This is a genomic window from Enterococcus sp. AZ149, assembly GCF_051714285.1.
Lineage (GTDB): Bacteria > Bacillota > Bacilli > Lactobacillales > Enterococcaceae > Enterococcus_D > Enterococcus_D entomosocium.
In genome coordinates this window covers 1,043,059-1,055,366 of sequence record NZ_JBIORO010000001.1, presented here as the reverse complement: position 1 = coordinate 1,055,366, position 12,308 = coordinate 1,043,059, and the positions used below count along the sequence as shown (strand labels likewise).

The 12,308-nt window shown below is 41.1% G+C and carries 11 protein-coding genes and 1 tRNA gene; 6 read left to right on the top strand and 6 right to left on the bottom strand.

The genetic code is table 11. From position 1 onward, the window contains the following. Entirely contained in the window at positions 1–1,896 is a 1,896-nt protein-coding gene (asnB, locus tag IGI94_RS04955; RefSeq protein ID WP_061054487.1) for an asparagine synthase (glutamine-hydrolyzing), read from the bottom strand. Between the two features lie 465 nt (positions 1,897–2,361). On the opposite strand from asnB, the gene IGI94_RS04950 reads away from it, so the two are divergent. Further along, positions 2,362–2,511: a hypothetical protein gene (locus IGI94_RS04950; protein ID WP_005229155.1), complete on the top strand. Its 150-nt coding sequence runs from the start codon at positions 2,362–2,364 to the stop codon at positions 2,509–2,511. A gap of 477 nt (positions 2,512–2,988) precedes the next feature. Then, the gene (locus IGI94_RS04945; RefSeq protein WP_005237184.1) at positions 2,989–3,648 is read left to right on the top strand and encodes an Ltp family lipoprotein; all 660 of its coding nucleotides are present in this window, start codon (positions 2,989–2,991) and stop codon (positions 3,646–3,648) included. A gap of 205 nt (positions 3,649–3,853) precedes the next feature. Here IGI94_RS04945 and IGI94_RS04940 read toward each other — a convergent pair. Then, positions 3,854–3,941, bottom strand: a tRNA-Ser gene (locus IGI94_RS04940). A gap of 84 nt (positions 3,942–4,025) precedes the next feature. Continuing rightward, positions 4,026–4,592 carry a TetR/AcrR family transcriptional regulator gene (locus IGI94_RS04935; RefSeq protein ID WP_005237185.1) on the bottom strand — a complete coding sequence of 189 codons (567 nt, stop codon included), beginning with the start codon at positions 4,590–4,592 and terminating at the stop codon, positions 4,026–4,028. A 277-nt stretch (positions 4,593–4,869) separates the two neighbouring features. Here IGI94_RS04935 and IGI94_RS04930 point away from each other — a divergent pair, with 277 nt between their 5' ends. The 4 genes from IGI94_RS04930 (at position 4,870) to IGI94_RS04915 (ending at position 8,856) form a co-directional block, all read left to right on the top strand. Continuing rightward, complete coding sequence (locus tag IGI94_RS04930; RefSeq protein ID WP_016619873.1) at positions 4,870–5,628, top strand: threonine/serine exporter family protein; 759 nt, start codon at positions 4,870–4,872, stop codon at positions 5,626–5,628. After that, positions 5,625–6,095, top strand: a complete 471-nt coding sequence (locus IGI94_RS04925) for a threonine/serine exporter family protein (protein ID WP_005237187.1) — start codon at positions 5,625–5,627, stop codon at positions 6,093–6,095. The genes IGI94_RS04930 and IGI94_RS04925 overlap by 4 nt, the downstream gene beginning before the upstream one ends. 188 nt (positions 6,096–6,283) lie before the next feature. Continuing rightward, a complete protein-coding gene (locus tag IGI94_RS04920; RefSeq protein WP_005229140.1) occupies positions 6,284–6,883 on the top strand; it encodes a TVP38/TMEM64 family protein in 600 nt (199 codons plus the stop codon). Positions 6,884–7,053: 170 nt separating this feature from the next. Beyond that, positions 7,054–8,856: a glycerophosphoryl diester phosphodiesterase membrane domain-containing protein gene (locus IGI94_RS04915; RefSeq protein ID WP_034878703.1), complete on the top strand. Its 1,803-nt coding sequence runs from the start codon at positions 7,054–7,056 to the stop codon at positions 8,854–8,856. Positions 8,857–8,917: 61 nt separating this feature from the next. Here the strand turns inward: IGI94_RS04915 and IGI94_RS04910 are convergent, their stop codons facing one another. The 3 genes from IGI94_RS04910 to gdhA form a co-directional block, all read right to left on the bottom strand. Further along, entirely contained in the window at positions 8,918–9,127 is a 210-nt protein-coding gene (locus tag IGI94_RS04910) for a hypothetical protein (RefSeq protein WP_005237189.1), read from the bottom strand. Positions 9,128–9,489: 362 nt separating this feature from the next. Beyond that, positions 9,490–10,836, bottom strand: a complete 1,347-nt coding sequence (locus IGI94_RS04905; RefSeq protein WP_005229134.1) for a glucose-6-phosphate isomerase — start codon at positions 10,834–10,836, stop codon at positions 9,490–9,492. 102 nt (positions 10,837–10,938) lie between these two features. After that, the gene (gene gdhA, locus IGI94_RS04900; protein ID WP_005237191.1) at positions 10,939–12,288 is read right to left on the bottom strand and encodes an NADP-specific glutamate dehydrogenase; all 1,350 of its coding nucleotides are present in this window, start codon (positions 12,286–12,288) and stop codon (positions 10,939–10,941) included. Between the last annotated feature and the right edge of the window lie 20 nt (positions 12,289–12,308).

Below are 12,308 nucleotides of genomic sequence, written 5' to 3'. Positions count from 1 at the left end.
TCAAAGTGTTTCATAAACGATTTCTTTGGCTTCGGGAATCGATTCATCAATAAAGAATACTTTGTACCAGGTCAAGAATGTAAAGATCGTCCAGATTTTTCGCTGAAGATTCGGTTTTCCTTGGCGATGGTCTTCTAGCATTTGCAAAATCGCTGTTTGATCAAAGAAGGTTGCTGCAAAGTCTGACTCAAAAAGGGCTTTAACTGCTTCATACCCTGTTCCTTCTTTCAGCCATGCCTTGATTGGTACAGGAAAGCCTAGCTTTTCACGGTTTGCCCATTCTTTTGGCAAATGACGGTTTGACGCTTGTCGAAACACATCTTTCGTATTGTTTTGATTGATCAAATATTTCGTCGGGATCGTTTGCGCCAGTTTTTGCATCTCGATATCCAGTAACGGAACCCGTAATTCTAAAGAACTCGCCATGGACATTTTGTCTGCTTTTAACAAAATATCCTTCGGCATCCATTGATGAAGATCCAAATATTGCATCTTGTTGACCTCGTCTTTGAGACCATTGACTTTCTCATAATGAGGCGCAACGATTTCAGCAACAGATGGTCCTTTTTGATACGTTGGTTTTAAAAGCTGTAGTGCTTCCTCTTCTTCAAAGACCAGGGCTTGCCCGATAAAGAAGTCTTGGGCAGGTGCCGTTGCTTCATAAAGATGAATTCGACCATGGAAGTTTTTCATTTTGCCGATTTGACGCCCTAAACGAAAGCGGATGTTTTGCGGCAGTTTTTTCAAGCCTTGGGCAAAAACGCGAACCGCTTTAGAGTTTGTGTGGAAGCCATAGGCAGCATAACCGGCAAATAATTCATCTGCCCCTTCCCCAGATTGAACGACCCGCACTTGCTGTGCTGCTAGGTTGGCTAAAAAGTACAAAGGGACACAGCTTGGGTTAGAATCCGGTTCGTCCAAGTGATACTGAATCAGCGGAAATGCCTCAAAGGACATTTCACCATCGATGACCGCTGCTGTGTTGTTCAAGCCGAGCTTTTCCGTCAATTTGCGGGCTTCGATCGCTTCGTTGTAGGTTTTGTCATCAAACCCAATTGAAAATGAGTGATCTGGGCGCAAGACCGAGGCCACGTAACTTGAATCGACACCACTGGATAAAAATGAGCCGACTTCAACATCACTGATTTGATGAGCAGCAATTGATTCTTGGACTGCTTGATCGATTTTATCGACCCATTCTTCTCTTGAATGATTTTCTTTCACTGAAAAATCTGCATCCCAGTACTGCTTGATCGTCAATCCCTGTTCATTAAACAGATAATAATGCCCTTCTTGCAAACGATGAACGCCTTTAAAGAAGGTTTCTCCGTTCAAAGGCGAGTATTGGAACGTCAAATAAGGTTTCAACGCCTCCTGGTTTAGTTCTTTCTTGAAATCTGGATGAGGCAAAAAGCTTTTGATTTCAGAGCCAAACATGAAACTGCCGTTCATTTGCGCATAGTAATACGGTTTGATCCCAAAGTGATCCCGCGCGCCGAAAAGCTCTTGTTTTTGAGTATCCCAGATGGCAAAAGCAAACATTCCCCGCAGGCGCTGCAACACATCAATGCCCCACTCTTCATAGCCATGTAAGACTACTTCGGTATCCGCATGGGTAGAGAAGACATGACCTGCTTGGATCAATTCCTCACGCAATACTTGAAAGTTGTAAATTTCACCATTAAAAATGATTACTTTTGTTCGATCCTCATTAAAAATTGGTTGTGAGCCACCTTCTAAGTCGATGATCGATAAACGACGAAACCCTAATGCCACTCGGTCGTCGGTAAATTTCCCTGAACTGTTTGGTCCGCGATGAACGATCCGGTCCATCATGCGTTCAATAATGATTTCTTTTTGGTCTTTTGAATTGACAAAGCCGACAATTCCGCACATATTTTCACATCCGTTTTCATAATCCATTTTCATTTTTCTAAAGTAAATCATACCATAGAATTCAAGAGATACGATCTCTTTTTCAAAAAAATACAATCAATATATTTTTGCACAAAACACAATTTGAAGATAAACCTTATGATATCAAGGTTTCCAATAATCTCATACTCTCAATCTTACAAATTTGTTATCTAAGAAAATAGCTATCCTCAAAATTCTTAAGAAATTTTTTATGAATTCTATTTTTCTGAAAATATACAAAGATACTTTTCCCGAATTTACTGACTCCAGCAAACTTCTTTTGCTTCCATTCTCAGCATTGATTTCCTGAAAATAATCAGTCAGATTTGTTCGTTTGATAGTTTTATTGGACTATTGTGAAAAAAAGTGTTATTCTAACTATGGAATTTCGTTATCAACTAACCGTTGCCTTTCAATGACAAGTTTTAAGAAAGGAGAATGACTATGACATTCTATAACACAGATCTACAATATCGTGTAACTCTGGATACCAAATTGAATTTATTTATCGTTTTCGATAAAAAAGATGCGAATCATTTTGCGACTGGAATTACGATCGAGCAAGCTGTACAAGAATTGAAAAAAACTGCATAAGGAGTTTATCCAAATGAAGGATACCGATTCGTACTGAAAGCACCTCGCTAAGGAAATAATTAGCTAGGTGCTTTCTTGTTTTTTGGCTCGCTTTTGTCTGTTGCAGCATCCACTTCTTGCTTCTGTCCACTTTGCTATTCATCTAGCTGTAAGATTTCATCAACTGATCCTTGCGTAATAAACTTACTCAATCCCTGTGCCGCAACTTTTGTATAACGCATAAAATAATCTTTTTCTTCAAAATCCATCTTCTTGCCTCCTACTGATACAACTGTGCTTTTATTAAGTTTACCATCTATTTCACTAGTCATTCTTGAGCGTCATTCCTTTAATACTTATGAATGATCCATTAATAGCATACACGTTACATTTGTCAAATCATCCTTTTCCTCTATTCATGAAAAGACAAATCTGTTTTCTGGTACAGAACATAGTACTATTGTCTTTTCAGGAGACTTTTATTTAGGAGGAATTTTTATGGCTACGTTTTTCGCCATTTTGTTTTTCATTGGATTGTTCTGTTTCGTTTTTGGCATTGTCTTATTTTATATTGGGCTTGTAAAACAAAATGCAAAACGAGATCGAAACGTTTTGATCATTGTCGCTTCCGCTTTTATTGCCTTGTTTTCTTATGGTGGCTTGTCCTTCTACCAAGATGTGACATCTTTCGATAGCATCACTGCGCAATTAAGCCTTTCTTTACGTAACGAATCAAGGCAAAGCGAATCCTTTGGCGATGCCGCTGCTTCCATGGAACAAGCACAAGGAGAACAAAAAGCTGGCAACAACGAAGCAAGTAGCGCACAACAAGAAGAACCCGCGAACAACGAGCAACATACACCTGAACTTTCTCGTGAAGAAAGAAATGCACTGAATCGTGCAGAAAGATACTTATCCAGCAATGCGTTTTCTCAGTCGAGCTTAAAACGCCAACTACTCTATGAAGATTTTTCTGAGAGCGCAGCAGACTTTGCCGTAGCCACCGTGGATGCCGATTGGAACGAGCAAGCATTGAAAAAAGCGATTCGCTACTCGCAAAATTTATCCTTATCGGATGAGCGTGTGGCGAGCCAACTTTCCTTTGAAGGCTTTACTTCTGAACAAATTGAATACGCCTTAGCACGTTTGCCCGATTGATTCTTTTCGTTTGTTGCAGGATCACAAGCAAAAAAGATATCGGCAAGTTGACGGAACAATTATGCTGTTTTCTAGACCGAGTGTAGGTTAATCGCTTTTCAGATGGTTATCGATCAACCTCGGCAGTCATTTATATTCTTCTGCCCACAACAAACAAAAAAGCCTATCTCGAAAGATAGGCTAAACGCTCCAAAGCGTTGGTATAAGGAGAGTACAGGATTTGAACCTGCGCGCCGGGATGAACCGGGTCGGCGGATTTCGAGTCCGCTGCATTACCACTCTGCCAACTCTCCATAACAGTTATTTTCGCTAGTTTTACAAAAAATGTCAAGAAAAATCTGCATCCAAAATGGAAATGGATACAGATTTTTTGTTCTTTAATCGAAAATATAGTTTTCTTTCTTTTCGATTACGCCTTCGATCGTCTCGTTGATGATTTTGATGATCTGATCATCGGTGGGTGTGATGATACCCGCCGACATTAAGGAAGCCAAACCAGTCACAACGATCCATGCGCCATTATGTAGTGCATTTATCGCATCTTCGGATAGATCTGCATATTTTTCTTCTGATTTGATCAAGGATTTGAAATAGGTGGATGAAAAATCATGCATCAATTTCCCACCGCCGTAGTCGTCGATAAAAAGGGCGATGTAGAGATTGTGCTGCTCTTGCGCGAAGCGTATATAATTCAGGCCTAAATCAACAAGTTTGTCTCCTGTTCGAACGACTGGAAAAACATTTTCCGATAAATCTTTGAAAACAGCCTCCACCAAGGTATTTTTTAAGTCCTGCATATTTTCGAACTCAAGATAAATTGGTTGAGTAGAAATTCCCATGTGCTTAGCGATATTCCGGGCCGTAAAGTTGCCAAAACCTTCTCTATTGATCAGTTCATAAGCGGCCTTCAAAATGTGTTCTCTTGTATAGACCTTCCTTCGCATCAATAAATCCCCCTTTTTATATTTATTTAATTGTAACCGAGATATTCATTTTTTAAAAATAAAACACTCCTTCCGTTATCTTATTTCTATTCACTTTGTTCACTAAAAACGAATGTTTAGTAATAGGAAATGTTCTGCTTTTTTCATTTATCACAAAAAATCCAACGGATGGCGTTCTAGTTATTTTTCAAATCTACTTTTCTTTCTTGTTGAAAACTCGCTGAAATTGTACACTAAGAGTGTAGCACGCAAATTCGATTGAAAAAGGGGTTTGGAAATGGCTGAATCAAAAGAGCTATTATTGGAGACCTGCTTATTAGCAGGGAAAATCATGATGGAAAACGGCTCGGAAGTGTATCGCGTGGAAGATACGATGAATCGAATTGCGGCAAACGCTGGAGAGCAAGGGAGTATTAGTTATGTAACAGCAACTGGACTTTTTATGGGCTTACGCAGTAGCCACTATGCACAAGTAGAAAATGTTCATGATCGAGTCATCAATCTCGAAAAAATCGTTGCCGTCAATGGGCTCTCTCGCGCCTATGCGGAAAAGAAACTTTCCTTAGCGGAACTGCATGAGGCATTAAAAAAGGTCAATCAGACAACACCAAGTTTTCCTTACTGGCTACAGGTTCTTAGTGCTGGCGTGGTCAGCAGTACCTTAATGATTATTTTTGGCGGTGCTTGGTTTGACTTTCTAGCGACCTTCGTCATTGGCTGCCTTGGCTTTTTGTGTGCGTATTGGGTCAAGAAACTGATCGACATTCGCTTTTTGGATATGTTTTGTGCCTCCTTACTGATCGGTACTTTGTCTGTCTTAGCGGTCTCTCTTCATATCGCACAAAACGTCGATAATTTGATTATCGGTGCCGTCATGCCCTTAGTTCCTGGTGTAGCAATCACCAATTCCTTTCGGGATATCTTGGCGGGCCATCTCATTAGTGGCACAGCTCGGGGAACAGAGGCCATCTTTACTGCTGCCGCGATCGGTGTAGGCATCGCCACGGTCTTCACATTATTTGGAGGGATCTCATGACGATTTTTATTCACCTTTCATTCAGCTTCTTAAGCACTGTAACCTTCGGCATCTTGACCAATATTCCTAAAAGAGCCTTAGTTGCCACAGGCATTGCTGGAACGGTTGGCTGGATGATCTATTGGTCATTGCAAACGATTGGCTACGGTCTAGGCAGTGCCAACTTCTTAGCCGCATTTGCCGTCGGTTGTGTCAGCATCTTTTTTTCCCGCAGAAAAAAAATGCCCATGATCATTTTTAACATTCCTAGCCTCGTTCCCCTCGTACCGGGTGGGCCTGCCTACAAAGCCGTTCGAGAATTCGCTTTGGGCGACAACTTTGTCGGTTTTGAAAATCTGATGATCGTTGTCATCACCGCTGGGGCGATTGCCGGCGGGTTCATGATGACGAGTGTGGTTGAAAAGATCGTCAATCGCTGGCAAGTGAAACGCACAAAAAAACGTCATCCAGATAAAAAAATCTCCTGAAACTATTGGCGCGCAGAAACTATAAATTTTTCTTATTTCAGACTTTAGTACAATGTTTTCTTTTCGGACTTCTTTTATAATAAGGGCATACCTTACAAAACTGTTTGACGTTTGTCATTTGTTTTACTGGATTTTTCTGGTCTCACCCCGTATAGTGAGATTATGAAACATAAAGGAGATGAAGTCCTGTGAGCATAGCAACTTCTCGTCGTATCATTAATACGATTTCTATTATTGGCTTAGGTTTATCGATCGCGTTAACCATCTATTTTATCAATCTAGGTGTTTTCAAAGACATTAATGCACTGCGAGGTCTAGTTGGAAATTCCGTTATCTTAGGACCAATCGTCTTTATCCTATTGCAGATCTTGCAAGTAGTGATCCCGATTATTCCCGGTGGTGTCTCCAGCGCTGCAGGTGTCTTGATTTTCGGTCCTTATCTAGGATTCGTTTATAACTATGTAGGAATCAGTATTGGTTCTGTCATTATTTTCCTGCTTGGCCGACGATATGGTAAACCATTCATTTTAAGTATGATCAGTGACAAAACTTACGATAAATATATCGGCTGGTTAGACAACCAAAGCCGATTTGAAAAACTTTTCGCCCTTGCAATCTTTCTACCGGTTGCCCCAGATGATGCCCTTTGTCTAATGGCTGGCTTGACCAACATGACAGTGAAGAAATTTACGTTGATTATTTTGTTGGCAAAACCTGCTTCAATTTTCTTGTACAGTATGGCATTGATTTACGGTGGAACATTCTTAACTGGTTTGTTAGGCGGATAAGAATCATATGTAAGAAAAACGATCAATTCAGCGAGCCGAACGTAAAGAAGCTGCTTTTCAAACAGGGAACTATGCCTGTGGCAAATGTGCTTCTAAAACTGTTCGGCTCTTTTTTACCGCCTTTCTAGAATAAATTGAACCACAATACTTACTTTGTTAGGATGACGACCATGAATTATTTAAAAAACAGCTTAGTCAACACGTGGGATTTTTTGAAAGACAGCAATGCCTACTTCCGTGATGTTTTATTGATGCACGGTGCCTTGTTGTTCTTAGTGATCCCGATATTATCAGCTTCCACCAAGTTCGTCTTAAAGCGCGGCGGCTTGCCTTATCTTTCTTTCGATAATATCGGTAGTATCTTTACAGATCACCCTGTTGTGTTGCTCTCATTAACCCTGATTTTGCTTTTGATCTTATTAGCCGTCTTTTTTGAATTTACTTTCTTACTGCTGAGTGTCTATTTTATCAAAAAGAAGCAGCCCATCAGCTTGCGGCAATTGTTACGAATGACTATTTTGCAATTGCGCAAATTACGGCCGATGACCTTTTTATTTTTCCTTTTTTACTTCTTACTGATTTTACCCATCGGTGGATTGAGTTTTAATTCGGATTTACTCGCAAAAATCAAAATTCCTGCCTTTATCATGGACTTTATTTTTGCCAATCGTGTCTTGATCATTGGGGCAGTGCTTTTGGTTTATGTTTTGTTGATTTACTTGGGGATTCGCGTGATCTTTGCCTTACCGGAAATGATTTTACGTGATCTGCCCTTTCGAAAAGCGATCAAAGAAAGCCTCCAAGTAACAAAACGCCGTTTTTTTGCCATCGTTGGTCAATTTGTCTTTATCGGTGGTAGTATCTTATTGATCACGACTCTGGGCTTCACGCTGCTTATTACCCTTCAAGCAGTGATTGAAGTTGTTACACCGGACTATGCGTTGTATAGTGCTGTTTTTATTATGACTTTCTTGCAGTTTATTTTGTTACTGAATGTCATTTTATCGACCGTGGCTATTTTTTACATCATCGTTGATTTCATGGATGATGAAGGCTTTTTACCAGAGATCCCTTCGTGGTTCCACCAAGAACCATTGAACCAGCGACATTTTCTAGGACTGAAAAGTTCCTTGTTTACCTTGGTCACGGTACTTTTTGGTGTTGGGGTTAGTCTGTATAATATGAACTATCTGACCTCAGCTGCTTCGATCCATCCGGTAACGATCTCCCATCGAGGGGTAAGCGACGGACAAGGGGTCCAAAATTCCCTTGAAGCGTTACGATTTACTAGTGAGAAATATCAGCCGGACTACGTGGAAATGGACGTCCAGCAAACAAGTGATGGTCATTTTATTGTCTACCATGATTTTTCTTACCGGCCTTTGACAGGCGGCAAAGGAAAACCCGAGCAATTGCCCTTGAGTTACGCCGAATCACTGACGGTTTCAGAAAACAACCAGACAGCCCGTATTCCAACTTTTGACGAGTACTTGGCGCTTGCCAATCAGTTGGACCAAAAATTACTGGTGGAGATCAAAACCCAACAAAAAGATACTGCGGCACTCGTAGATGCCTTCTTAGACCGATACCAAGAGGATTTAGTTGCAAATGGGCATATTATGCAAAGTCTCTCCTATACAGTTGTTGAAGAATTAAAAGATAAGGCGCCTGAATTGACGTCGGGATACATCATGCCTTTCAATGTCGTAGGGCCGCCACTGACCAGTGCCGACTTTCTGACAATGGAATACAGTACGATCAACCGCAACTTCATCGCTTCTGCCCGGACCGATGGCAAGGAAGTGTTCGTTTGGACCCCCAATGATGCGGATACTATCAGCCGAATGCGTTTTTACGGTGTAGACGGGATCATTACTGACCAAATGGGGATTTTAAATGAAGAGTTGAGTTTGTCGGAAGAAGACATGACTTATTCAGACAAACTATTGAATTTCGTGATTGGCGTTGGCTGATCTCACACAAAGAAAAATGCTGCTCACGGTGATCCGTTGAGCAGCATTTTTTGCTAGTTGGTTAGGCAACGTTCGTTTGCGTACAAATTTTATTGAAACTGACGATCATCCGACGATTACAAGCTTCTACTTGTGCTTGATCTTCTTCTTCATAACTTGAAACGACGATCAACGCCGTATGTACGTATAGTTTTTCCACCACACCGATCACAGGCTTGCTCGCCCCGACAGGTTGGCAGACATATTTTTCACCGATCGTAATATTCTCCATATCCTCACCTCAACCGTTTTCTTTCATAAAGATATAATAACAAAAAAGCATCAAATTGAAAACGTTTTATTTCAATTTATCACGCATTTGTCACCAAGAAATGACAGTTTCGTTCGTTCAAACGCACTGGTTTGTTCGTGCCACTTCTTAAAAAGCATTTTATACTAAAGGAAATCAAAAGGAGATGAGTCAAATGCCAATTATTCAAACCTGTATCTTTGGACTATTGTCTGCTGCGTTGCTTTGGGGATTAAAAGAAGACCGCTGATTTTTTGGATCAACTATCGAGTAACACAACAAACGCGAAAATAAAACAACGCCTTGTGCCAATCAGAACTGGCACAAGGCGTTTCTTTGTCGAATTATAGACGTTCGTTCAATTCTTTTGCAAGATCTTCGAAACCTGGTTTGCCAAGTAAGGCGAACATGTTTTTCTTGTACGCTTCAACCCCTGGTTGGTCAAATGGGTTCACACCGTTTAAGTAACCAGAGATACCTACAGCGATCTCAAAGAAGTACATCGTGTAACCTAACGTGTACGCATCCATTGTAGGAATTTTTACTAACAGATTAGGTACATCCCCATCTGTATGGGCAAGTAACGTTCCTTCAAAAGCTTTCGTATTAACAAAATCAACTTCTTTTCCTTCTAAGTAGCCAAGACCATCAAGATCTGCTTCTTGTGTAGGGATCGCAATTGATTTGCGTGGTTTTTCAACTTTTACGACAGTTTCAAAGATATTGCGACGGCCTTCTTGGATGTATTGACCAAGAGAATGCAAATCTGTTGAGAAGTTTGCGCTTGAAGGATAGATCCCTTTTTGGTCTTTTCCTTCAGACTCGCCGAATAATTGTTTCCACCATTCTGAGAAGTATTGCATGCCTGGTTCGTAGTTGATCAGCAATTCGGTTACTTTGCCTTTGCGATAAAGGATGTTACGCATTGCTGCATATTGATACGCTTCATTTTTTTCAAGGTCGTCACTTGCGTAAGCATCGCTAGCATCCGCTGCCCCTTGCATCAAGGCATCGATATCCGCTCCGCTGGCAGCGATTGGCAATAAACCAACAGCAGTCAATACAGAAAAACGGCCGCCGACGTCATCTGGAATGACGAAGGTTTCCCAGTTTTCGGCATCTGCTTCAACTTTTACTGCACCTTTCGCTTTATCCGTTGTTGCGTAGATCCGTTTGTTGGCTTCTTCTTTGCCGTATTTTTCAATCAAACGTTCTTTGAAAACACGGAAAGCGATCGCTGGCTCAGTAGTTGTTCCTGATTTTGAGATCACATTCACAGAGAAGTCACGGTCACCAATGATTTCGATCAAATCTGCTAAGTAAGTTGAAGAAATCGAATTACCGGCAAAAAAGATTTGTGGTGCTTTGCGTTCTTCATTTGGTAACAAGTTAAAGAAAGAATGATTTAAGAAATCAATCGCTGCTTTCGCTCCTAAATAAGATCCGCCGATCCCGATCACGACTAGTACTTCAGAATCAGATTGAATTTTTTCAGCCGCTTTTTTGATACGCGCAAATTCATCTTTGTCATAATTTTTAGGAAGGTCGATCCAACCTAAAAAGTCGCTACCAGCACCTGTTCCTTCGCGTAATTGTTTGTCTGCTGCTGTAACTTGACTTTGCATGTAGCTCAATTCGTATTCGTTCACGAATGGTGCTACTTTCGAATAGTCAAACTTGATGTGTGACATGATTTGTCCTCCTTGAAAAAATAGTTTTTCATACACTACCTACTTTACGTTTTTTTCCAACTTTTTTCAAGTAATTCCTGATAGATAGCCTGTCAGGTGATTTTAGACAAGTCCTTGAGCAAACATTGCTTTAGCAACTTTTTCAAAGCCTGCGACGTTCGCACCTAACATAAAATTATTTTTTTGATCGAAGGTTTCAGCTGTATCACGGCATGCTTCATAGATCGACTTCATGATATCATCCAATTTGGCATCGACTTCGGCTTTTTCCCATTGCAATCGTTGGGAGTTTTGACTCATTTCTAAAGCAGAAACGGCTACGCCGCCGGCATTGGCTGCTTTTCCTGGGCAGTAGAAAATTCCTTCTTCAATAAAATATTCTGCTGCTTCTAATGAGCTAGGCATATTCGCGCCTTCAGAAACGACCCGGACGCCATTGGCTTTTGCACGTTTGGCTTGCGAGAGATCAATCTCGTTTTGGGTCGCACAAGGAAAGGCTAATTCCGCTGGAGTATCAAAATCCCAGACAGTTGCCCCTTCATGATATTCCGCTGATGGCCGTTCCTTGGCGTAAGCCGTCAACCGTTCGCGTTTCACTTCTTTGATCTCTTTTAATAAGGCCAGATCAATGCCGTCTTGGTCATAAATAAAACCAGAGGAATCAGAACATGTGACAGGGATCGCACCTAATTCTTGCAATTTCTCAATTGCATAGATCGCAACATTGCCGCTTCCAGAAACGATCGCTTTTTTGCCTTCAAATGTTTCACCTAAGTCTGTCAATAAATGCTTAACGAAATAAACAGCGCCATACCCCGTTGCTTCTGTGCGGTTTTTACTGCCCCAGAAGTCTAGTGGCTTACCGGTTAAAATCCCGGCATCGTATTGTTTCAATCGTTTGTAGGCACCAAACAAATAGCCGATTTCCCGACCTCCGACACCAATGTCGCCAGCAGGAACATCTAGGTCAGGTCCGATATGTTTTGACAGCTCCGTCATAAAGCTTTGGCAAAAACGCATCACTTCGGCATCTGATTTGCCTTTTGGATCAAAGTCACTTCCGCCTTTGCCGCCGCCGATCGGCAGACCCGTCAAGCTGTTTTTGAAGATTTGCTCAAACGCCAAAAACTTCAAAATACTCAAGTTTACACTTGGGTGAAAACGCAAGCCGCCTTTGTAAGGCCCCATTGCAGAGTTGAATTGAATCCGATAGCCACGGTTTACTTGCCAGTTGCCTTGATCGTCTTGCCACGGGACTCTGAATTGGATAAAACGTTCTGGTTCAGTTAAGAGTGCAAGGATATTTGATTCAATATATTCTGGATGCTCCTCTAAAAAGGGAACGATCGTAGGCAAAAATTCGTCAATTGCTTGAAGAAATTCCGGTTGGTGTTGGTCTTTCTCGTGAATCTTCGCTTGAATTTCTTTCACGTAAGCTGAAGCTTTGGTCATAGTGCATTACCTCCTTTAAG